The 23,279-nt window shown below is 72.2% G+C and carries 13 protein-coding genes; 6 read left to right on the top strand and 7 right to left on the bottom strand.

The annotated features are described in order from the left end of the window. The first annotated feature begins 118 nt into the window (after nt 1-118). Complete coding sequence (locus ACY34K_RS06340) at nt 119-2,152, top strand: M4 family metallopeptidase (protein ID WP_462744590.1); 2,034 nt, start codon at nt 119-121, stop codon at nt 2,150-2,152. A gap of 281 nt (nt 2,153-2,433) precedes the next feature. Here ACY34K_RS06340 and ACY34K_RS06335 read toward each other — a convergent pair whose 3' ends face one another. The 6 genes from ACY34K_RS06335 to ACY34K_RS06310 form a co-directional block, all read right to left on the bottom strand. Then, entirely contained in the window at nt 2,434-5,061 is a 2,628-nt protein-coding gene (locus ACY34K_RS06335; RefSeq protein WP_462744588.1) for a glycosyltransferase family 1 protein, read from the bottom strand. Nucleotides 5,062-5,171: 110 nt separating this feature from the next. Beyond that, the gene (locus ACY34K_RS06330) at nt 5,172-6,494 is read right to left on the bottom strand and encodes an FAD-dependent monooxygenase (RefSeq protein ID WP_462744586.1); all 1,323 of its coding nucleotides are present in this window, start codon (nt 6,492-6,494) and stop codon (nt 5,172-5,174) included. Between the two features lie 25 nt (nt 6,495-6,519). Further along, on the bottom strand, nt 6,520-7,641 hold the full coding sequence (locus ACY34K_RS06325; protein ID WP_462744584.1) for a monodechloroaminopyrrolnitrin synthase PrnB family protein: 1,122 nt from the start codon (nt 7,639-7,641) through the stop codon (nt 6,520-6,522). Between the two features lie 60 nt (nt 7,642-7,701). Beyond that, nucleotides 7,702-9,171 (bottom strand): MFS transporter, encoded by a 1,470-nt coding sequence (locus tag ACY34K_RS06320; RefSeq protein WP_462744583.1) that lies wholly within the window; start codon nt 9,169-9,171, stop codon nt 7,702-7,704. A 262-nt stretch (nt 9,172-9,433) separates the two neighbouring features. Continuing rightward, nucleotides 9,434-10,885, bottom strand: a complete 1,452-nt coding sequence (locus tag ACY34K_RS06315; protein WP_462744581.1) for a 4-hydroxyphenylacetate 3-hydroxylase family protein — start codon at nt 10,883-10,885, stop codon at nt 9,434-9,436. A 136-nt stretch (nt 10,886-11,021) separates the two neighbouring features. Further along, nucleotides 11,022-11,975 carry an AraC family transcriptional regulator gene (locus ACY34K_RS06310; RefSeq protein WP_462744579.1) on the bottom strand — a complete coding sequence of 318 codons (954 nt, stop codon included), beginning with the start codon at nt 11,973-11,975 and terminating at the stop codon, nt 11,022-11,024. Nucleotides 11,976-12,110: 135 nt separating this feature from the next. Here ACY34K_RS06310 and ACY34K_RS06305 point away from each other — a divergent pair, with 135 nt between their 5' ends. From ACY34K_RS06305 to glgB, 5 genes are all read left to right on the top strand, one after another. After that, nucleotides 12,111-13,034: an SDR family oxidoreductase gene (locus tag ACY34K_RS06305; protein ID WP_462744577.1), complete on the top strand. Its 924-nt coding sequence runs from the start codon at nt 12,111-12,113 to the stop codon at nt 13,032-13,034. Between the two features lie 320 nt (nt 13,035-13,354). After that, a complete protein-coding gene (locus ACY34K_RS06300; protein WP_462744798.1) occupies nt 13,355-15,340 on the top strand; it encodes an alpha-1,4-glucan--maltose-1-phosphate maltosyltransferase in 1,986 nt (661 codons plus the stop codon). After that, nucleotides 15,337-17,070 carry a maltose alpha-D-glucosyltransferase gene (gene treS / locus ACY34K_RS06295; RefSeq protein ID WP_462744575.1) on the top strand — a complete coding sequence of 578 codons (1,734 nt, stop codon included), beginning with the start codon at nt 15,337-15,339 and terminating at the stop codon, nt 17,068-17,070. The genes ACY34K_RS06300 and treS overlap by 4 nt, the downstream gene beginning before the upstream one ends. A gap of 196 nt (nt 17,071-17,266) precedes the next feature. Further along, nucleotides 17,267-18,709 (top strand): maltokinase N-terminal cap-like domain-containing protein, encoded by a 1,443-nt coding sequence (locus ACY34K_RS06290; protein ID WP_462744573.1) that lies wholly within the window; start codon nt 17,267-17,269, stop codon nt 18,707-18,709. Beyond that, complete coding sequence (gene glgB, locus ACY34K_RS06285; RefSeq protein ID WP_462744571.1) at nt 18,706-21,003, top strand: 1,4-alpha-glucan branching enzyme; 2,298 nt, start codon at nt 18,706-18,708, stop codon at nt 21,001-21,003. Before ACY34K_RS06290 ends, glgB begins: the two co-directional genes overlap by 4 nt. On the opposite strand, the gene ACY34K_RS06280 is transcribed toward glgB, so the two are convergent. Next, the gene (locus tag ACY34K_RS06280) at nt 20,990-23,209 is read right to left on the bottom strand and encodes a HelD family protein (protein WP_462744570.1); all 2,220 of its coding nucleotides are present in this window, start codon (nt 23,207-23,209) and stop codon (nt 20,990-20,992) included. The genes glgB and ACY34K_RS06280 overlap by 14 nt on opposite strands. Nucleotides 23,210-23,279 lie beyond the last annotated feature (70 nt).

Here is a 23,279-nt window from a genome sequence, read left to right as displayed (position 1 = left end):
AATGCGGCTTGGCTGTCACTCTTCCCCCGTTCGCGTGACACCAGTTCCGCCAGCACTTCTTTGCTCCGCCCGCGCCGCACACCCAGCGGCCGGTACCCCCCTCGCAAAAGGAGTCTGCGTGAGACCCACGCCAAGCCGTCGCGCCACCGCGACGGGTGCTCTGATCGCCGCCGCCGCCATGCTCGCCGTGAGCGTGCAGACCGGCTCCGCCACCGCCGCCAGCCCCGCCGCGCCCGTCGCCCCGAAGGCACAGGCCGCCGGAAAGGCGGACCCGGGCGCCCTTCCCGCCGACATCTCCCCCGCCCAGCGGGCCGCGCTCATACGGGCGGCCGACGCGTCCAAGGCGCAGACCGCCAAGGAGCTCGGCCTCGGCAGCCAGGAGAAGCTCGTCGTCCGCGATGTCGTCCAGGACCGCGACGGCACCACCCACACCCGCTACGAGCGCACCTACGCCGGGCTCCCGGTGCTCGGCGGTGACCTCGTGGTCGCCGAGACCAGGGCGGGCCGGACCGAGAGCGTCACCAAGGCGTCCCGGGCGGAGCTGAAGAACGTCGACACCAGCGCGGACGTCGCCCCGGCCGCCGCCGAGCGGCAGGCCCTGGGCGCCGCGCGGGCGGAGGGCTCCAAGGCGACGGACGCCGAGCGCGCCCCGCGCAAGGTGGTCTGGCTGGCCCAGGGCAAGCCGGTCCTCGCGTACGAGACCGTCGTCGGCGGACTCCAGCACGACGGCACCCCGAACGAGCTGCACGTGGTCACCGACGCCACCACCGGCAAGAAGCTGTACGAGTGGCAGGCCGTCCACAACGGCACCGGCAACACGCAGTACAGCGGCCAGGTGACGCTGGGCACCGCGCCGTCGTACACCCTGACCGACACCGGCCGCGGCAACCACAAGACGAACAACCTCAACCGCGGCACGTCCGGCACCGGGACGCTGTTCTCCGGCCCCGACGACATCTGGGGCGACGGCACCCCCCAGAACCTCGAGACCGCGGGCGCCGACGCCCACTTCGGCGCCGGGGTCACCTGGGACTACTACAAGAACGTGCACGGCCGCTCCGGCATCCGCGGTGACGGCGTCGGCGCGTACTCGCGCGTCCACTACGGCAACAACTACGTCAACGCCTTCTGGCAGGACAGCTGCTTCTGCATGACGTACGGCGACGGCTCCGGCAACGCCAAGCCGCTCACCTCGATCGACGTGGCCGCGCACGAGATGACCCACGGAGTCACCTCCAACACCGCCGGCCTGGTCTACAGCGGCGAGTCGGGCGGTCTCAACGAGGCGACCTCCGACATCTTCGCCGCCGCGGTCGAGTTCTACGCCAACAACGCCCAGGACAAGGGCGACTACCTGGTCGGCGAGAAGATCGACATCCGGGGCAACGGCACCCCGCTGCGCTACATGGACAAGCCGAGCAAGGACGGCTCGTCCAAGGACTACTGGTACTCCGGCATCGGCAACGTCGACGTGCACTACTCCTCGGGCCCCGCGAACCACTGGTACTACCTGCTCTCCGAGGGCAGCGGCGCCAAGACCGTCAACGGCGTGAACTACGACTCGCCGACCTCCGACGGCCTTCCGGTCACCGGCATCGGCCGGGACAAGGCCTCGCTGATCTGGTTCAAGGCGCTGACGACCAAGTTCAACTCCCGCACCGACTACGCGGGAGCGCGCACCGGCACCGTGGCGGTCGCCACCGAGCTGTACGGCGCGGGCAGCGCCGAGGTGAAGGCCGTGGAGCACGCCTGGGCGGGCGTCAACGTCGGCTCCCGTCCCGGCGGCGGCGACCCCGGCACCGGCAAGATCTTCGAGAACACGGCCGACGTGGCCATCCCGGACAACGGCGCCGCCGTCACCTCCGCGGTCAGCGTCACCGGCATCGCCGGCAACGCCCCGTCGAACCTCAAGGTCGACGTCGACATCGTCCACACCTGGCGCGGTGACCTGGTCGTCGACCTGGTGGCCCCGGACGGCTCGGTCTACAACCTGAAGCCGTTCAGCTCCTCCGACTCGGCCGACAACGTGAAGGCGGCCTACACGGTCAACGCGGCCGGCGAGGTCGCGAACGGCTCCTGGAAGCTCCGTGTCCAGGACCGGGCGGCGCTGGACACCGGCTACATCAACAGCTTCAAGCTGACCTTCCCGTAAGCCGCGCCCGGGCCGCGTGCACGAACCGCGGCCCGAGCGCACCACGCACGAACGGCGAGCCGTCCGGGGGATCCCCGGGCGGCTCGCCGCCGTATTCCGCCACGTGGCCGAACCCGCATCGTCCTGTGGGCCGCGCGTACTCCGCCGAACGGCCTAGGCGCGAATCGGAACGGCGGCCGATGCCCGGCCCTTCCCCGCGCGGCAGGCTGTGCACACGGCCCGTCGCCCCCCACGAGGGGAGGGGGCGACGGGCCGAAGGACCGCCGCGGGGCGCGAGGCGGCTATCGCATCAGGACGCCCGCGCCCTCCCCCGTGGCCTCGGTCGGCAGCGCGACCAGACCGAGGTCGGCACCCGCGGCGAGCAGCCGGTGGGCCGGCAGTATCCGGACGGTGTAGCCGAACGGGCCGGTGCGGTCCAGGGTGAGCGGCCCCTCGTAGACCCAGCGACCGTGCTGGTCGGGCCGGCCGGCCGGCTTCAGCGGGAACGTCTGCGCCTCCCCGAGCCGGTCGTGGGGATCCACCCGGCCGGCGACCGCCTGCACCTCCACGTCCTCCGGCTGCAGGTCGCCGAGCGCGACGCGGACCCGCAGTGCCAGCGTGGAGCCCAGCTCGGCGATCCCGTTGGCCTCGTCCACCTCGACGTGGTCGACCGCGACCCGCGGCCAGGCGGCCCGCACCCGGCTCTTCCAGGCGGCCAGCTCCCGGGCCGCGGCGGTGTCCATGGACCGGTGGGCGAGGGCGGCGGGGGTGTAGAGCCGCTCGACGTACTCGCGCACCATCCGGCCCGCCAGGACCTTGGGGCCGAGGTTGGCGAGGGTACGGCGGACCATCTCGATCCACCGCTCGGGCAGCCCGCCGGCGCCACGGTCGTAGAAGCGGGGGGCGACCCGCTGCTCGATCAGCTCGTACAGCGCGTTCGCCTCCAGGTCGTCGCGCCGGTCCTCGTCCGTGGTGGGGCCGTCGGCGGTGGGAATGGCCCAGCCGAAGTCCGGCTCGTACCACTCGTCCCACCAGCCGTCCAGGACGGACAGGTTGAGGCAACCGTTCAGCGCCGCCTTCATGCCGGACGTCCCGCACGCCTCCAGCGGCCGCAGCGGATTGTTCAGCCACACGTCGCAGCCCGGATAGAGCTTCTGCGCCATGCCCATCCCGTAGTCCGGCAGGAACACGATCCGGTGGCGCACCCGGGGGTCGTCGGCGAACCGCACCAGCTCGCGCACCAGCCGCTTGCCACCGTCGTCGGCGGGGTGGGCCTTGCCCGCGACGACGATCTGCACCGGCCGGGTCGGGTGCAGCAGCAGCTCCATCAGCCGGTCGCGGTCCCGCAGCATCAGCGTGAGGCGTTTGTAGGAGGGGACCCGGCGGGCGAAGCCGATGGTCAGGATGTCCGGGTCGAGGACCCCGTCGATCCAGCCCAGTTCGGCCGATCCGGCGCCGCGCTGGCGCCAGGAGGCACGCAGCCGGGTGCGCACCTCCGTCACGAGCTGTTCGCGCAGCTCGCGGCGGAGCTCCCAGATGGCCGAGTCGGCGATGTCCGCGACGGCGTCCCAGCGCTGCGAGCCGCCGACGCTGAGGGCGTCCTCGGCGCGCTGGGGGCCGATCTGCCGGGCGCCGAGCCGGAACACCTCGGGGGCGACCCAGGTCGGGGCGTGCACCCCGTTGGTGATGGAGGTGATCGGCACCTCCTCGGGGTCGAAACCGGGCCACAGGCCCGCGAACATCTCGCGGCTGACGGCACCGTGCAGGGTGGAGACGCCGTTGGCGCGCTGGGCGAGGCGCAGCCCCATCACGGCCATGTTGAAGAGGTTCGGTTCGCCCCCGGGGTAGGTCTCCAGGCCGAGCTGGAGGATGCGTCCCACGTCCACGCCGGGCAGTTCCGCGCCGTCGCCGAAGTGGCGGGCGACGAGCTCGCGGTCGAAGCGGTCGATGCCGGCCGGGACCGGTGTGTGGGTGGTGAAGACGGTGCCCGCGCGCACCGCCTCCAGCGCCGCGTCGAAGTCGAGCCCCTCGGCGCTCAGCTCCTGGATGCGTTCGAGGCCGAGGAATCCGGCGTGGCCCTCGTTGGTGTGGAAGACCTCCGGCCGGGGGTGGCCGGTGAGCTCGCAGTACGCCCGTACCGCCCGGACCCCTCCTATCCCCAGCAGCATTTCCTGGAGCAGCCGGTGCTCGCTGCCGCCGCCGTAGAGCCGGTCGGTGACGTCCCGTTCGCCGGGGCCGTTGTCCTCGACGTGCGAGTCGAGCATCAGCAGCGGCACGCGGCCGACCTGCGCCACCCAGACGTGGGCGTGCAGCGACCGTGAGCCCGGCAGGGCGAGCGAGACGCGGACGGGGGCGCCGTTCGGGCTGCGCAGCAGGCTGACGGGCAGCTCATTGGGGTCGAGCAGCGGATAGTGCTCCTGCTGCCAGCCGTCGCGGGAGAGGGACTGGCGGAAGTAGCCGTGCCGGTAGAGGAGCCCGACGCCGATGAGCGGTACGCCGAGGTCGGAGGCGGCCTTGAGGTGGTCGCCGGCGAGGATGCCGAGGCCGCCGGAGTACTGGGGCAGGGCCGCGGTGACACCGAACTCGGGTGAGAAGTAGGCGACGGCGGCGGGTGGTTCGGTGTCGGCCGGGGTCTGCGTCTGGTACCAGCGGCGACCTCGGAGATAGTCGTCGAGGTCGTCGGCCGCGGCGGACAGCCGGCGCAGGAAGCGCCGGTCCTTGGCGAGCTCGGCGAGCCGGGTGGCCGAGACGGAGCCGAGGAGCCGGACCGGGTCGCCGCCGGCCGCCGACCACCCCTCGGGGTCGACGGCCTGGAACAGCTCACGGGTCTCGGCGTGCCAGGACCAGCGCAGATTGCGCGCGAGGTCGCTGAGCGGCCGGAGCGGGTCGGGGAGGACGGGGCGCACGGTGAATCGACGGATTGCCTTCACGTGTTCCACCTTCGCAGGGGAGATACGTATCGTGGCGGACGCACCACGGTGTGCGTCCGCCTTCACTCTCCGACGGTAACGGCACCCCGCCCCCGGCAACCACGGCGCACTCAGGGGAGCGCGTGCACCGGGACCTCGTACGGGGAGCCGTGGTTGACGGTTTCGGCGTCGAACGCGCCGGTCGTGGCGTAGCGCGTGGCGATCTCCCGGAGCTCGTGCGGCGGGATGACGTCGTCGATGTCGGTGAAGCCGCCGGGCGCGCGCTGGTGGGCGAGGTTGATCACGACTTCGGGGCCCAGTCGGCGGCCGGCCCGCTGGAGCTCCGTCATGGCGGGCCTGCGTTCGTACTCGTATGCGAGGAGCGCCTCGACCGGGTCGCGGTGGAGGGCCATGGCGTGGGCGAGGGCGCGCGCGTCGACGATGGACTGCGTGCCGCCGTTGGAACCGACGGGGTACATGGCGTGGGCGGCGTCACCGATCAGGGTGGTGCGGCCGTGGCTCCAGCGGGCGAGCGGCTCGCGGTCGACCATGGGGTACTCGAACGCGCTGTCGCAGGCGCGCACCACCTCCGGGACGCTGACGCCGCCGAACTCCCAGCCCCGGAAATGGTGGAGGAACCTCTCCACGGGGACGGAGCGGTTCCAGTCGCCGCGGAAGGTGGTGTCGGCGGCGTCGGCTGCGTCGACACGGTCACCGTCCACGGCGTCGGCGGGCATGGCGAGGGCCCAGTTGACGAGGACGTCCGGCCGGCCGGCGGTCGGCTCGGTCATCGGGTAGACCACGGCCTTCCGGCGGTCGTCGCCCGCGATGAACATGAACGAGGCGGCGCGGCTCGCGTCCATCCGGGAGACGCCCCGCCACACGAGCATGCCGTTCCAGGGCGGGTCGCCCTCGCCGGGGTTGAGGGCGGCGCGGACCGCCGAGCGGATGCCGTCGGCGCCGATCAGGACGTCCGGTTCGAGGGACGCCCGGCCGCGGGTGGAACCCGCCCGGTGTTCCAGCCGGACGCGTGCCCTTCCGCCGGGCATCACGTCGAGCCCGCTGACGCGGACGCCGCCGACGATCGCGTCGTGGCCGAGCCGCTCGCGCACGGCCTCGGCGAGGACCCGCTGGAGGTGGCCGCGGTGGACGGAGAGCTGGGGCCAGCGGTAGCCGGCCCGCAGTCCGCGGTCCTCGCGGGAGACGAGGGAGCCGGAGGAGTGGTAGTAGCGCAGTTCCCTGGTGCGGACGGCGCCGGCCTCCAGCTGGTCGAGCAGCCCGAGCGCGTCGAGTTCACGGACGGCGTTGGGCATGAGGTTCAGCCCCGCGCCGACCGGCCGGATCTCGGGCGCCGCCTCGACGACGGTGATCCGCCGGAAGCCCGCCGCGTGCAGCGCGAGCGCCGCGGTGAGGCCGGCGACGCCGCCGCCGGCGATGAGTATGTGGGGTGTCATCGATGTCATGGACGGCGGGGTCCTCTCAGGCGGCGGGGGTGGCGGGGCGCTCCACGGCCCGGCGCACCAGCGTCTCGTTGTCCCTGGTCAGGTCGAGCACCGAGCGCAGCAGGGCGACCGGCGCGCCGCCGCTGCCCTGGTCGTACAGGCGCAGATCGTCGCTGTAGGCCTTGCGGGCGATGCCGATGTGGCGGGCACGGAACGTCTTGAGGATGCGCAGTACGCGGGCGAGCGAGATCGCGGAGGCGGCGAGCTGCGGCGGCATCCGGTGGACGGTCTCCCAGCTGAGGGCGGCGGAGAGCTTGCTGACGGCGGACGTGCCGCCCTTGTTCCGCTCGTAGAAGGCGCGCCAGGACGGCAGGCTGTAGGGCACCGATTCGGCAAGGAACGCGTCGTAGGCGTGGTGGGACCGGTCGGACTGCCAGAGCGTCAGATCGACGAGCCAGAGCGGCACCTGGGCGGCGGCGGGGCCGAGGTAGGACCGGCCGGCGACGTCGATCTCCTCGAAGTAGGGGCGCAGGGTGCGGGCGAAGAAGACGGGGGTGACGTTGCTGACGGTGAAGTCGATCGAGTCGACCATCGACTGGACGTGCTGGGCGGTGCGGTCGAGGGCGAGGGCGAAACCGGGGTCGTAGGGTTCGAGGCGGGTCAGGTCCTCGCAGGTGTCGAGGGCGGCGACGAGCCCGGGGAACACCATCCGGACGGCTTCCTGGAGGTGGCACTCCATCTCCGCGCCGGTGTACGTGCGCCGGCGGCGGCCGGCCGGGTTCCAGGTCGTGTAGTGGTGCACGGTGTCGCGGGGCACCATGTCGGTGCGGCGGGCCAGGGCCTCCAGGACGGGCAGGACTTCGGGTACGGCGGGGACCGGTTCGGTGCCGTGACGTTTCAGCGAGCCGAGCAGCATGCCGAGGTCGCGCATCCCGGCGACGGCTTCGACGACGCTCCAGTCGGCGACCCGGTCGAGGTCGGGGACGAGCGTGCGCAGGGCGACGACGAGTGCGGGGACGTCGGCGTCGCGGTTCATCGCGGGCACGGCGGCGAGCAGCGGATCGGCGCCGAGCGGGTCGGCGTCCCGGATCTCGGCTATCCGGTAGCGCGGCTCGGTACAGAGGTCGAGACCGGGCGCGACAAGGTCGTACAGGGTCAACGGAATGGCCCCCTCGGGCAGTGGGATCAGGGAGTGGCGCGGTCCCGCTCGGTCAGGCGGTCACCGCGATTCGCCCACCCGGCCGTGTTTTTGCTCGGTCGGCCTCTCGGCCCGGCGTGGCGGCGCCGGTGCGGGCGCGGACTCGGGCAGCCGTAAGGAGAGCAGGGCACCCGCCGCCGCGAAGGCGGCGCCGACGAGGAGCGCGGCCCGGTGGCCCGCGGTCTCGCCGGCCGCCGTCGCCGTGCCGGTGGACGAGGTGGCGACGGCCACGAGGACGGCGAGGCCCAGTACGGACCCGAACTGCTGGCTGGTGTTGATGAGACCGGAGGCCAGGCCCGTCTCCCCGGGCGAGGCCCCGGCCGTGGCGGCCACGTTGGTGGTGACCATCACCAGCGGCAGGGCGGCACCCAGCACGAGGCTGGGTGCGAGGACGGTGGTGAGGAAGGTGCCGTCGGGTTCGAGCGCGAGCGCGAGCCAGGTCGTGCCGGCGAAGAGCAGGGCGAACCCGAGGGTCATGGTCCGGCCGAGGCCCAGCCGGACGATGATGCGGCCGGTCTGCGGGGCGAGGGCGACGACCACCAGGGACAGGGGCAGCAGGCCGAGTCCGCCGCCCAGCGGGGAGTGTCCGAGCACGGTCTGCAGATGGAGGCTGACGAGGAAGAACATGGGGAAGAGCGCCATCTGGGCGAGTGCGCCCAGACCGTTGGCGAGCCGCAGCGCGGGCCGGGCGAGGACGGCGGGCGGCACGAGGGGGTGGGCGGTCCGCCGCTCCAGCACGGCGAAGGCGGCGAGCAGGGCGAGGCCCGCGCCGCCCGCCGCGAGGGTCCGCGGGCCGGTCCATCCGGCCTCGCCCGCGCCGACCAGGGCGTAGGCGAGGAGGCCGAGCCCGCCGGTGGCGGTGAGCGCGCCGGGCAGGTCGGAGCCCCGTCCCGCGGCCGTGCCGGAATCGCCTGTGCGGGCGGCCTCGCCGCCCGGGAGGCGCAGTGCGAGGAGGGCGAGCAGGAGGGCGCCCGCCACGTTGAGCCAGAAGGTGGAGCGCCAGCCGAGGAGCTCGGTGAGGACGCCGCCGAGTACGGTGCCGAGGACGCCGCCGAGGCCCCCCATGGCGGCGAACACCCCCAGGGCCCGGTGCCGTGCGGGCCCGTCCGGGAAGAGGATCAACAGGAGGGCGAACGCGGCGGCCGCGGCGAGCGCCGCGCCCACGCCCTGGACGGCCCGTGCCGTCACCAGGAGGGGAGCGCCACCGGCCAGCGCCCCGGCGGCCGACGACGCGCCGAGCAGCCCGAGTCCGGCGAGGAACACCCGCCGGTGCCCGAGGAGATCGGCGGTGCGCCCGCCGAGGAGCAGCAGCCCGCCGAAGGTGATGAGGAAGGCGTTGGCGACCCAGGAGAGCCCGGCGGAGCCGGAGCCGATGTCGTCGCCGATGGACGGCAGCGCGACGTTGATGATCGCGGTGTCCATGATGAGCAGCAGTTGTGTGCCCGCCAGCAGGGCGAGGGCCCGCCCCTGGGCCCCTGGCCGTCCGCTCACGGGGTCACCCCCGGCCGCCCGGGCACCCGGCCTCCCGCGCGGCCACCGGCCCCCGCGCACGCGGCGAGCCGTGCGCGGGCCCGCGGGACGTGCGCCGCCCGTGGCGGATGTGTGCTTCGCGGTGGCGCCCCGGTCGCGGTGCCGGGGGCCGGGCCGGGCCTCGGGCGCGCCGCGGGCGTCGCCGGCCCCGGACACCGGAGGGCGGGGGCCCGGCGGGCCGCGCCCCAGCCGGGGTCGTCCGCGCCCGGGGCGCTGCGGGCGGTCACCGTTCGCTCCCGAGGGCGTAATCGTCCAGGCAGGTACGGGCCAGGGCTTCGCAGGCGTCGCCCCCGCCCTCCCAGGCCTGCTGGGTGAGATAGACGTGCGGGGCGCCGTGGTAGAAGCGCTCGTACTGCTCGTGACGGCCGGCGAATTCGGAGCCGAGCGCGTCCCAGGCGAGCTTCAGGAGCTTGACCCGCTGCTCCGCGGGGGTGCCGGGAGAACGGATGTACTTCCTGACGAGCGGGCCGAGATCGGGGTGGAGCAGGTCTTCGCCGGACGCGGGGAGCTGGATGAGCCCACCGCCGGCCAGCAGCTTGATCTCCTGGACGGCCTGCGGGTACAGCTCGCCGGCCATGATGCGCTGGGCGAAGGAGATGTCCTTGCCGGGTGCCACACCGCCGCGGCCGCCGTCGACCGGCGCGTACGACGCCTCGGCGGCCAGCACGAACGCCTTGGCCTGGGCGACCCGGCCGAGGAGCCTGCCGACGGCCTGGGTGACGGGCGGCAGTTGGTGGGTGTTGTTCGCCCGCGTGAGCAGGATGGCGATGCCGGTGAGGAACTCCAGCTTGGTCCAGAAGCGGGTGGCCGCCTGGTGGACGAAGTTCAGGTAGGCGGGGGTCTCCCACCACATCCGGAAGGACGTGTCGACGTCCCGGTAGGTGAGGACGTGCTCCCACGGCACGAACACGTCGTCGCAGACCAGCAGCGCGTCGTTCTCGTCGAAGCGGGAGGAGAGCGGGTTGTCGAAGACACTGCGCGCCCGGGCCTCGTACGACGTCCGGGAGATCAGCTTCAGGCCGGGGGTGCCGAGCGGGACCGAGAAGCAGACGGCGTGTTCGACGTCGTGCGGGGCGAGCGGCTCGATGGTGCCGACCACGACCTCGTTGCCGAAGACGGCGGCGGTGCCGATCATCTTGGCGCCGCGGACCACGATGCCGCCGTCCTTCTCGGCGACCACCCTCACCACCAGGTCGTCCTCCTCCTGCTCGGAGGCCGGCTTGGTCCGGTCGATCTGCGGGTTGCTGATGGTGAAGGCCGGGAAGAGGTCGCCCTCGGCGAGCCGCCGGTGGTAGGCGAGGGCGTTCGGCGCCCCGTCGTACGCGTCGGTGGTGAACGTCTGTGGCAGCGCGGCGAAGCCGGCGGCGCCGCCGGCCATGTAGTCCGGTGTGCGGCCCAGGAAGCCGAAGCTCGCCTCGGCCCAGACCTTGTAGGCCCGGCGGCGGGCCACGAGGTCCTCGTACGAGCGCGGGATCGTGAACGCGCGGTGGACGCCGTCCCGGGTGAGGACCGGGGTGTGCTCGGAGTCGTGGGCCAGGTCGTACAGCCGGGCGAAGGACGCCGCGGTGTTGCGGAAGCCGGGGTGCCGGGTGACGTCCTCGACCCGCTCGCCGTCGAGCCATATCTCGCGGCTGTCGCGCAGCGACTCCAGATACTCCTGACCGGACCTCGTCACCTTTTCTCCTCTTGCGGAACGGCGTTGCGAGCCGAGCCTGACCCGCCGCCCCTGCCTGCGGCAATGAACGACCGTCCTGCGGTCCTTAAGAACCGGCCAGTCGATTTCCGCCCGTTTCCGGCGGCTCCGGCGCGATTCAGGCAGCGCTGGCCCCACTCGTCCGGTACTCCCCGGGGGTGACGCCGAACCATTTGCGGAACGCCAGGTGGAAGCCGACGGCGCTCTGGTAGCCGACCCGTTGCGGCACCGCGGACTGCGGCAGCGACGTCTCGCAGAGCAGCCTGGCCGCCTCCTGCATGCGCCGCCCCGTCAGATGGCGGGCGGGAGCCTCGCCGACCAGGGAGCGGAAGGCGGCGGTGAACGCGGAGCGGGACATGCCGACCTCGCGGGCGAGTGACTCGATCGTCCAGGGTTCGGCGAACCGGGTCGCGATCATGACCATGGCGCGGCTGACCCCGGGGTGGTGCAGCACCGGCAGCGCCTCGGGCTTCTCGGTGAACTCCCGCAGCAGCGGCCGCAGCGCGAGCACCAGCGCCATCTCGAAGGCCCGCAGGGTGATGAGCCGGTCCCCCGGTCCGACGGGCCGGTCGGGGTCGGCGAGCAGCCGCAGGGTGTCGCGCAGCAGCGGTTCGCGTTCTACCTGGACGTCGTCGAGGACGAGTGCCCAGGGCAGCGCCTTGTACAGGCCGGTGGCGGCGCTGGCGTCGTAGTGCAGCCCGGCGCACAACAGCCGGCTCTCCGGGCCCTCGCCGCCGATGCGGATCTCGCCGGACGTGCCGGGTTCCCGTTCGGGCAGTACGGACTTGAGCGGGACGCCCTGCCGCTCGGGCCGGTCGGCGAGCCGGTGCGCGGTGCCGGTCGGGAAGACCGCGAGGTCACCGGCGCGCAGTTCGATGGGCGCCTGGCCCTCGGCGGTGATCCAGCAGCCGCCCTCCACGATGTAGTGCAGGACGGCGCAGCTCTGCTCGGCGTCGCCCTCGATCGCCCAGGGTGCCCTGACGTGCCATCGGCTGTCGAAGACGCCGGTGAGACGCAGCGGCTTCAGCAGCTCGCTGAGGAGGTCGTCGTTCTCGGTACGCACGGTATCCATGGACGATCCTTCAACCCCCGCCCCATTTTGTTAATTGATCGGCCAAAGCCGCCGCCGCCAGCCTGAGAAGTGCCGTCATGGCAGCAGACACACCCTATCGAAGGGCCCTTCAGGCATATGTCCGATCACATTCCGATGCGTGTGGCAGTGGTGGGAGCGACCGGCTTCCAGGGCGGTGCGATCGCCCGCCTCCTGGCCGAACGGGGGCACCGGGTCCGTACGCTGACCCGGCGCCCCGAGGGCGACCGGCCGCCGCTGCCGGGCGTCTCGTGCGCGGCCGGGGACCTCGGCAGCCTCGAGGACGTGCGGCAGCTCTTCACCGGCGCGACGCACGCCGCGGTGACGATGCCGCTGGTGTACGACCCGGCCCGGGTGCTGGTGTACGCGCGCAACATCGCGACGGCGGCCGTGGAGGCCGGGGTGGGCCGGCTGGTGTACAACGCCAACACGCGTGTGCCGCGGGCGAGCACCGACGTGGCGGCGTTCGAGACCCGGCGGATCGTGGAGGCCGTGCTGCGCGAGAGCGGGGTGCCGCTGGTGGTCCTGCGTCCGCCGGTCTATCTGGACAATCTCTTCAGCCCGTGGAACGGTCCGGCTCTGGTGAACGACGGGGTCCTCGCCTATCCGCTGCCCGCCGACGTACCGGTGGCCTGGCTGTCGCACCGGGACCTCGCGGAGGCGGTGCTGGCCGCGCTCACGGTGGAGGGCGTCCAGGGCCGTGCGTTCGACATCGGCGGGGACCGCACGCTGACCGGCGCCGAGCTCGCCGTGGCGTTCGGGCACGGGCTGGGGCGGGCGGTGGCCTATCGCCCGCTGCCTGCGGAGGTGTTCGAGCGGGGGCTCGCCCAGGTGCTGGGTCCGCAGGCGGCGGCGGGTGTCGCGGGCATTTACCACTACATGGCGACGGGGCTCGACCCGATGCTGCTCGCGGGCGGCGACGGGGCCTTCGGCGAGGCGCTGCCGGTGACGCCGACGCCGGTCGACGAGTGGGTGACGCGGCAGCCGTGGCAGGTCTGGGCGAGCGATCCGGAGGAGCAGGACGCACAGTCGCGGGCGTGAGCGCGTCGAGCACACCCTTCCTCGAACGATCAAATTCGAACAGCAAACAGACTGCTCCAGTCAGGGAAATGACACTCCCAAACAAGAACCGGTCCCGTTATTACTCCGAACGGGGCCGGTTCTTGTCGGTCGACGTACCCCCTAGTAGTTAACAATCCGCCGGATTGCCCACACGAAGAGTGTGGGAAGGCTCCACCGGTACCCGCCCACCCGAGTGAACCCGGACAGGAGCGGTGATGCCTGCGCCCAGCCACTCGTCAACGGAGCAGCTACAAAGAGCGAAACCCCGCAAGCTACCCTCAGGTGATGCCGTGAATTCGCTGATTGGTCGCATTCCCGTCCTCGACGTACGTCCGCTGGTCGACTGCGGCAGAAGGCCCGCCAAGGCGGTGGCCGGCGAGACCTTCCGGATCACCGCCACCGTCTTCCGGGAAGGCCACGACGCGGTGGCCGCCAACGTGGTGCTGACCGACCCGGCCGGCAACGAGGGCCCGTTCACCCCCATGCGTGAACTGGCGCCCGGCACCGACCGCTGGGGCGCCGACGTCACCCCGACGGCCGAAGGCCGCTGGTCCTACCGGGTCGAGGCCTGGAGCGACCCGGTCGCCACCTGGCGGCACCACGCCGGTATCAAGATCCCGGCGGGTATCGACACCGAACTGGTGCTCGCCGACGGCGCCGTGCTGCACGAGCGCGCCGCCGAGGGCGTGCCCAAGAGCGACGGCCGCGAGGCCGTGCTCGCGGTGGTGGACGCCCTGCGCGACACCAAGCGCTCCGCCGCCGAGCGGTACGCGGCCGCCCTCGCCGAGGAGGCGGTGGACGCCCTGGCCCGGCACCCCCTGCGGGAACTGGTCACCGCGTCCAAGCCGTTGCCGCTGCTCGTCGAGCGGGAGCGGGCGCTGTACGGCTCCTGGTACGAGATGTTCCCGCGCTCCGAGGGCGCGAGGGAGGAGAACGGCCGGCTGGTCTCCGGCACACTGCGCACCGCCGCCGAGCGGCTGCCCGCGATCGCCGCGATGGGGTTCGACGTGGTGTACCTGCCCCCGATCCACCCGATCGGCACCACCTTCCGCAAGGGCCGCAACAACACGCTCTCGCCGGAGCCGGACGACGTGGGCGTGCCGTGGGCGATCGGCTCGCCCGAGGGCGGGCACGACGCGATCCACCCGGACCTCGGCACCATCGACGACTTCGACGCCTTCGTCGCGCGCGCCCGCGAGCTGCGCCTGGAGGTGGCGCTGGACTTCGCGCTGCAGTGCTCGCCCGACCACCCGTGGGTGGGCAAGCGCCCGGCGTGGTTCCACCACCGGGCCGACGGGACCATCGCGTACGCCGAGAACCCGCCGAAGAAGTACCAGGACATCTATCCGATCGCGTTCGACCGGGACATGCGCGGCATCGTCCGCGAGACGCTGCGGGTGCTGCGCTTCTGGATGTCCCACGGCGTACGGATCTTCCGGGTGGACAACCCGCACACCAAGCCGGTGGTGTTCTGGCAGAAGGTCATCGCGAACATCAACCGGACCGACCCGGACGTGATCTTCCTGGCCGAGGCGTTCACCCGCCCGGCGATGATGCACACCCTGGGCGCCATCGGCTTCCAGCAGTCGTACACCTACTTCACCTGGCGCAACACCAAGCAGGAGCTGACCGAGTACGTCACCGAGCTGGCCGGGGACGCCGCCGCGTACATGCGGCCCAACTTCTTCGTGAACACCCCGGACATCCTGCACGCCTACCTCCAGCACGGCGGCCGCCCGGCCTTCGAGGTCCGGGCCGTGCTCGCCGCGACGATGTCGCCCAGCTGGGGCATGTACGCCGGGTACGAACTGTGCGAGAACACACCGGTGCGGCCGGGCAGCGAGGAGTACCTGAACTCCGAGAAGTACGAACTGCGTCCGCGGGACTGGGAGTCCGCCGAGCGCGAGGGCCGTACGATCACACCGTTGATCACGGCACTGAACCGGATCCGGCGGCGCAACGCCGCACTGCGCCAGTTGCGGTCGGTGCACTTCCATCACGCCGACAACGACGCGGTCATCGCCTACAGCAAACGATCCGGCTCGAACATCCTTCTGATGGTCGTCAACCTCGACCCCCACCACACCCAGGAGGCGACGGTCTCGTTGGACATGCCGGAGCTCGGCCTCGACTGGCACGAGACCGTGCCGGTGCGCGATGAGCTCACCGGCGAGACCTATCACTGGGGCAGGGCCAACTACGTGCGCCTGGAGCCGGGCGTCACGCCCGCGCACATCCTGGTCCTGCGACCGTCCCCGCCGATCGGAGGGTCACCCACATCATGATCGTCAACGAGCCCGTCCACGACACCTTCGAGGACACCCCCGCCAAGGACCGCGATCCCGACTGGTTCAAGCGCGCCGTGTTCTACGAGGTACTGGTCCGCTCCTTCCAGGACAGCAACGGCGACGGGGTGGGCGACCTCAAAGGCATCACCGCCAAGCTGGACTACCTGCAGTGGCTGGGCGTGGACTGCCTCTGGCTCCCGCCGTTCTTCAAGTCCCCCTTGCGGGACGGCGGTTACGACGTCTCGGACTACACATCGGTGCTGCCCGAGTTCGGCGACCTCGCCGACTTCGTCGAGTTCGTCGACGCCGCCCACCAGCGCGGCATGCGGGTGATCATCGACTTCGTCATGAACCACACCAGCGACCAGCACCCGTGGTTCCAGGAGTCCCGCACCGACCCGGACGGCCCCTACGGCGACTACTACGTCTGGGCCGACGACGACAAGCAGTTCGAGGACGCCCGGATCATCTTCGTCGACACCGAGACGTCCAACTGGACCTTCGACCCGGTCCGCAAGCAGTACTACTGGCACCGGTTCTTCTCCCACCAGCCCGACCTGAACTACGAGAACCCCGCGGTGCAGCAGGAGATCCTGTCCGCGCTCCGCTTCTGGCTGGACCTGGGCATCGACGGCTTCCGCCTCGACGCCGTGCCCTACCTCTACCAGGAGGAGGGCACCAACTGCGAGAACCTGCCCGCCACGCACGCCTTCCTCAAGCGGGTGCGCAAGGAGATCGACGCGGCCTACCCGGACACCGTGCTCCTCGCGGAGGCCAACCAGTGGCCCGAGGACGTCGTCGACTACTTCGGCGACTTCCCCGCCGGTGGCGACGAGTGCCACATGGCCTTCCACTTCCCGGTGATGCCGCGCATCTTCATGGCCGTCCGCCGGGAGTCCCGCTACCCCGTCTCCGAAATCCTGGCCAAGACCCCGGCGATCCCGGCGGGCTGCCAGTGGGGCATCTTCCTGCGCAACCACGACGAGCTGACCCTGGAAATGGTCACCGACGAAGAGCGCGACTACATGTACGCGGAGTACGCCAAGGACCCGCGGATGCGCGCCAACATCGGCATCCGCCGCCGTCTCGCGCCGCTGCTCGACAACGACCGCAACCAGATCGAGCTGTTCACCGCGCTGCTGCTGTCCCTGCCCGGCTCGCCGATCCTGTACTACGGCGACGAGATCGGCATGGGCGACAACATCTGGCTGGGCGACCGTGACGCCGTACGGACCCCGATGCAGTGGACGCCCGACCGCAACGCCGGCTTCTCCTCCTGCGACCCCGGCCGCCTGTACCTGCCGACCATCATGGACCCGGTCTACGGCTACCAGGTCACCAACGTCGAGGCGTCCATGGCCTCGCCGTCGTCGCTGCTGCACTGGACCCGGCGGATGATCGAGATCCGCAAGCAGAACCCGGCCTTCGGCCTCGGCTCCTACACCGAACTGCCGTCGTCGAACCCGGCGGTCCTCGCCTTCCTCCGGGAATACGGGGACGACCTGGTCATGTGCGTCCACAACTTCTCGCGCTTCCCCCAGCCGACCGAGCTGGACCTGCGCCGGTTCAACGGGATGCACCCGGTGGAGCTGATCGGCGGGGTGCGCTTCCCGGCCATCGGCGAATGGCCGTATCTGCTCACTCTCGCGGGTCACGGTTTCTACTGGTTCAGGCTCCGCAAAGACGCCGTGAAGACGGGCAAGAGCCTGAAGATCCGCACCGCCTGACACATTCTCAAGGAGCCCCGGGGCGGGGCGTTTCCACCGTCCCGCCCTGGGCACTCTCCCCCTCATACGTCGATTCGGGTCTATCTCGACCATCCCCGCCCGACACGTCCCGCACAGCCGGACAGCACTCGCCGCATTCCGGGACACTCTGCACGTTCTGTGCATTCTGTAGTGCCCGGGGAAAGGACGCGCTGCCATGTCGGAGACCGCATCCACCGCCCGGGCCCCGGTCGCCCTCCTCCCCTCGCTGGTGCCCCTGCTCCACGAATGGCTGCCGCGGCAGCGCTGGTTCGCGGGCAAGGGCCGCCCGGTGACGGGCTTCACCCTGGTCTCGGCCACCGAACTGCTGCCGGTCGACACGACCGGTCCCGGGCTGCTGCACCTGCTCGTGCGGGTCCAGCAGCCGGGCATCACCACCGCGCCCCCCGCCGACTGCTACCAGCTGCTGCTGGGGGTGCGGACGAATCTGCCGCCGCAGCTCGCGCCCGCCCTGATCGGCCGCGTACCGGACGGCCCGCTGACCGGCCGGACGGTCTACGAGGGACTGAGCGATCCGCGCCTGGCGGCGCTGCTGCTGGAACGGTTGCGCACTCCCGGCCCGATGGGCCCGCTGCGGTTCTCCCGCACCGTCGCCATCCCGGAAGGCCTCGTCCCCCGTGCGCTGGACACCGAGCAGTCCAACTCCTCGCTGGTGTACGGCGATGCGTACATCCTGAAGGTGTTCCGGCGGGTCTGGGCGGGCGCCAACCCGGACCTGGAACTGCCCCTGGCCCTGGCCCGGGCCGGCTGCCGACGGGTACCCGCCCCGGTGGCCTGGTACGAGACCGGCAACGGCCGGCCCGAGGCCAGCACCCTGGGCGTCCTGCAGCCCTACCTGCGCGGCTCCCAGGACGGCTGGCAGCTCGCCCTGGACGCCCTCACCGCCGGACGGGACTTCACCGAGGAGGCCCGGGCGCTGGGCCGGGCCACCGCCGAGGTCCACACGGCCCTCGCCGAAGCCCTGCCGACGGTGGCCCTCGGCCCCCGGCAGACCGAGAACCTCGCCGCCGGCATGAGCCGGCGGCTGGACACCGCCGCCCAGGCCGTCCCGGCGCTCATGCCGTACGTCCCCGGGCTGCGCGCCGCCTTCGAGGCGGTGGGCCGGCTGGAGCAGGGCAGCACCGCCTGGCGTGCCCAGCGGGTGCACGGCGACCTGCACCTCGGCCAGACCCTCCGGGCGCGGGACGGCGACTGGTCGGTGATCGACTTCGAGGGCGAGCCCGCGAAGCCGCTCGCCGAGCGCCGCCGCCCGCAGCCGCCGGTCCGCGACGTGGCCGGCATGCTGCGCTCCTTCGACTACGCCGCCCGCACGCCTCCGCAGCCTCACGACTCCGCGCGAGCGGGCCGGACCTCCAGTCCCTGGAACCTCGACTGGGCGGACAAGTGCCGGGACGCCTACTGCACCGGCTACGCCGAGGCGTCGGGCACCGACCCGCGCACCGAGCCCGCGCTGCTGCGCGCGTACGAGACGGACAAGGCCGTGTACGAGGTCCTGTACGAGGCCCGGCACCGACCCGACTGGCTACCGGTCCCCATGGCGGCGATCCGCCGCCTGGCCGCGCAGCCCACCCCTGAAGCCCGAGGAGGCCTTTCCCCGTGACCCCCCGCCGTCCGACCCGTAACCCGGCCCCGGCCGCCGAGAAGGCACCGGCCGCCAAGAAGACCCCTCTGAGGGAGGCCACCGCACTCCCCACGCCGCCGCCCGGCGCGACACCGGGGCCCCGCACGAGCGCCGACGGCGTGACGCCCGCCCCGCTCGACGCGGCCGACCGGGGGCGGCTGCTCGCCGGGGAGCACCACGATCCGCACGCGCTGCTGGGGGCGCACCCGGTGGCCGGGGGCATCGCGTTCCGGGCGCTGCGCCCGTTCGCGCGGGCGGTGACGCTGCTCGCCGACGGGGTGCGGACCGAGCTCCACAGTGACGGCGACGGGCTGTTCTCCGCCGTCCTGCCCCTGCCCGGGGTGCCGGACTACCGGCTGCTCGTGGAGTACTCCGACGACAACCGGACGGAGATCGAGGACCCGTACCGCTTCCTGCCCGCCCTCGGGGAACTGGACCTCCATCTGATCGGGGAGGGCCGCCACGAGGAGCTGTGGAAGGCGCTCGGGGCGCACCCGATGACCCATCAAGGTGTGACCGGCACCCGCTTCACGGTGTGGGCGCCGAACGCCCGCGGGGTGCGGCTGGCCGGGGAGTTCAGCCACTGGGACGGCACGGGGCTACCGATGCGCTCCCTCGGCCGCAGCGGCGTGTGGGAGCTGTTCGTGCCCGGCCTCGGTGAGGGCACGCTCTACAAGTTCGAGGTGGTCGGGCCCGACGGCGGCCGTTCCCTGCGCGCGGACCCGATGGCCCGCCGCGCCCAGTGCCCGCCGGAGACGGCCTCGGTCGTCACGGCGTCCCACTACGTCTGGCAGGACGAGGAGTGGATGGCCCACCGCGGCGACCGGCCGGCCCACGAGGCGCCGTTCTCCGTCTACGAGGTCCACCTGCCGTCCTGGCGGCCCGGCCTGACCTACCGGGAGCTCGCCGAGCAGCTGCCGGCGTACGTGAAGGACCTCGGCTTCACCCATGTGGAGCTGATGCCGGTGGCCGAGCACCCGTACAGCCCCTCGTGGGGCTACCAGGTCACGTCCTACTACGCGCCGACCGCGCGGCTGGGCTCGCCCGACGACTTCAGGTTCTTCGTGGACGCCTGTCACCGGGCGGGCATCGGGGTCCTGGTCGACTGGGTGCCGGCGCACTTCCCCAAGGACGACTGGGCGCTGGCGCGGTTCGACGGGACACCGCTCTACGAGCACCCGGACCCGCGGCGGGCCGAGCACCCCGACTGGGGAACGCTGGAGTTCGACTACGGCCGCACGGAGGTCCGGAACTTCCTGGTGGCGAACGCCGTGTACTGGTGCGAGGAGTTCCACATCGACGGGCTGCGGGTCGACGCCGTCGCCTCGATGCTCTATCTGGACTACTCGCGCGAGGGCGGCGACTGGGCGCCGAACGAGTACGGCGGCCGGGAGAACTTCGACGCGGTGGCCTTCCTGCAGGAGATGAACGCCACGGTCTACCGTCGCTGCCCCGGCGTCGTGACGATCGCCGAGGAGTCGACCGCCTGGGAGGGCGTCACCCGGCCCACCGATCACGGCGGGCTGGGCTTCGGCCTGAAGTGGAACATGGGCTGGATGCACGACTCGCTGGTGTACGTCTCGAAGGAGCCGGTGCACCGCAAGTACCACCACAACGAGATGACGTTCTCGATGGTGTACGCGTACAGCGAGAACTACGTCCTGCCGATCTCGCACGACGAGGTGGTGCACGGCAAGCAGGCGCTGGTGTCGAAGATGCCGGGCGACTGGTGGCAGCGGCGCGCCAACCACCGGGCGTACCTCGGCTACATGTGGGCCCACCCCGGCAAGCAGCTGCTGTTCATGGGCCAGGAGTTCGCACAGGGCGCCGAGTGGTCGGAGGCGCACGGCCCCGAGTGGTGGCTGACGCGGGACGACTACCACTCGGCGGGCGACCACCGGGGTGTCCGGGAGCTGGTGCGCGACCTGAACGCGGTGTACACGCGCACGCCGGCGCTGTGGGAGCGGGACACCGTGCCGGAGGGCTTCCAGTGGTCGCTCGGGGACGCCGCCGACGACAACGTCTTCGCGTTCCTGCGGTACGACGCGAAGGGTGCTCCGCTGCTGGCGGTGAGCAACTTCTCGCCGGTGGTGCGGCAGGACTACCGGCTGTGGGTGCCTGAGGGCGTGCCCGCCTGGGCGGAGGTCCTGAACACGGACGCGGCGCGGTACGGCGGCAGCGATGTGCGCAACGCCGACCCGGTGAAACCGGAGTCGGGGCACGTACGCCTGACGCTGCCGCCGCTGGCCACGGTGTGGTTCAGGCCTGCCTGACGACGCCGAGCCGCTGGGTCGCACGGGTCAGCGCGACATACAGGTCGTTGACGCCGTGCGGCCCGCTGTTCCTGATGGCGTCCGGGTCGGCGACGATCACCGTGTCGAACTCCAGGCCCTTGGCCTGCCGGGGGTCCAGCAGGACCACCGGCCGGGTGAGGTCGGGGGCGGGGCCCTGGGCGGCCTCCGGCAGGACGGCGGCGAGAGCGGGATGGTGGGTGGCCGGGGCGACCACCGCGAGCCTGCCCTCGGCGGGCAGCTCACGCCGTACGGCCGCGGCGACGTCACGGGCCAGGTCGTCGGAGCTGATCTCCCAGGGGGCGGTGCCCGTGGACCGCACGGACCTCGGCGGCTCGAAGTCCGGGTCCTCGGTGCGGCGCACCGCCGCGGCGACCTCCATGATCTCGGCCGGGGTGCGGTAGTTGACCCCGAGCGTCACATGCTCGAAGCGGTCGCCGACGTACGGGGCGAGGATCTCGTGCCAGGAGCCGAGGCCGGCCGGGTCGCCCGTCTGGGCGGGGTCGCCGACGAGGGTCATCGAGCGGGTCGGGATGCGGCGCATCAGCAGCCGCCACGCCATCGCGGACAGCTCCTGCGCCTCGTCGACGATGATGTGGCCGAAGGCCCAGGTGCGGTCGGCGGCGGCGCGGTCGGCCGCGCTGCGGTGGTCGGCCTCCTCGTGGCGGTCGGCGAACCGCTCGGCGTCGATGATGTCGTGGGCCGTCAGCACCTCGGACTCGGCGTCCTCGAACTCGTGGGTCCGTGAGGCGTAGGAGACGTCGAGGACGCCCTGGGCGTAGGCGATGCGCAGGTTGCGTTCCCGTTCGGCGGCGGCGCGCTCGGCGGTGTCGTCGTGACCGAGGAGTTCGGCCGCCTCGTCCAGGAGGGGTACGTCGGCGGGGGTCCAGGGGCCGGTCCCGCGGCGTACGAACTCCGCCTCGCCGTCGGGCAGGTGGCCGTCGGGCTCGGCGAGGAATCCGGCGACGAGCGCCTGCGGGGTGAGCGTGGGCCACAGCGTGTCGATGGCGGCGTGCACCTCGGGGCTGGCGGCGATCTCCTTGCGCATCTGGGTGATGTCGGAGGCGTCGAGGAGGTTGGGGCCGCCGAAGGGGTCGGCGCCGAGCCGGTCGGCGAGCTGTTCGGTCAGCGCGTCGATGACGCGGAACGCGAAGCGGGGGCGGGCGAGGTTGTGCGGCAGGCCGGTGGAGCGGGCGTCCCAGCGGGCGTCCTCGGCCATGTTCCGGTCCAGCAGCAGGGTGCCGTAGTCGTCGTGGTCGATCTCCAGGGGCGACTCGGTGGGCGGCACGGTCTGCCGGTCGCGCAGGACCTGGGCGAGGATGCCGGCCATGGTGGCCCGGCCCTTGATCTCGGCGGCCTCGGGGCTGTCGGTGCCGGTGGCGTGGACGCCGGGGTAGAGCTCGCCCATGGTGGCGAGCAGCACGCCGGTCTCGCCGAGGGCGGGCAGGACCTCCCCGATGTAGCCGAGGAAGGCGGGGTTGGGTCCGACGATGAGCACGGCGCGGCGGGCGAGCTGCTCGCGGTGGGCGTAGAGGAGATAGGCGGCCCGGTGCAGCGCGACGGCGGTCTTGCCGGTGCCGGGTCCGCCCTCCACGACGAGGACACCCTGGTGCGGGGCGCGGATGATGCGGTCCTGCTCGGCCTGGATGGTCTGCACGATGTCGGCCATGCGGCCGGTGCGGGCGGCTTCGAGCGCGGCGAGCAGCACCTCGTCGGCGTCGCGGTGCTCGTGTCCGGTGCGGGTGGTGTCGTGGAGGTCGAGGATCTCGTCGTGCAGGGCGGTGACCTCCCGCCCCTTGGTGCGGATGTGGCGGCGCCTCTTCAGCCCCATCGGCTCGTGGCCGGTGGCGAGGTAGAACGGCCGGGCGACCTCGGCGCGCCAGTCGACGACGAGCGGCGTGCGTTCGGCGTCGTCCTCGCGGATGCCGATCCGGCCGATGTGGTGGTCGCGGCCGTCCTTGAACACCAGGCGCCCGAAACAGAGCCCGTTCTCCCCGGCGTCGAACGCGGCGAGCAGCCCTGACTGCTCGGCGACCAGCACGTCGCGCTCCAGGCGCGCCTGGTACCCGTTCCCCCCGCGCTTGAGCGCGGCCCGCACGGCGCTCTCGGCCTGGTCCCTCAGGTCGTCGAGTCGGGCGTAGAGCTCGCTGATGAATCGCTGCTCTTTCCGAAATTCCTCGGTTGACAATTCGACTCCCGCCGCGATACAGTGCGCTTATTCAACTTCCGCGTGCGCTTCGTCATGCGCGCATGCGAAC

This window comes from Streptomyces sp. STAM6, from assembly GCF_054963715.1.
Note: the sequence above shows the minus strand (reverse complement) of the source record. Positions and strands in the feature narration are given on the sequence as shown.

Coding starts and splice junctions, on each gene's coding strand:
- ACY34K_RS06330 (WP_462744586.1), bottom strand. CDS start 6,494: ATGACACCCCACATACTCATCGCCGGCGGCGGCGTCGCCGGCCTCACC.
- ACY34K_RS06310 (WP_462744579.1), bottom strand. CDS start 11,975: ATGGATACCGTGCGTACCGAGAACGACGACCTCCTCAGCGAGCTGCTG.
- ACY34K_RS06305 (WP_462744577.1), top strand. CDS start 12,111: ATGCGTGTGGCAGTGGTGGGAGCGACCGGCTTCCAGGGCGGTGCGATC.
- treS (WP_462744575.1), top strand. CDS start 15,337: ATGATCGTCAACGAGCCCGTCCACGACACCTTCGAGGACACCCCCGCC.
- ACY34K_RS06290 (WP_462744573.1), top strand. CDS start 17,267: ATGTCGGAGACCGCATCCACCGCCCGGGCCCCGGTCGCCCTCCTCCCC.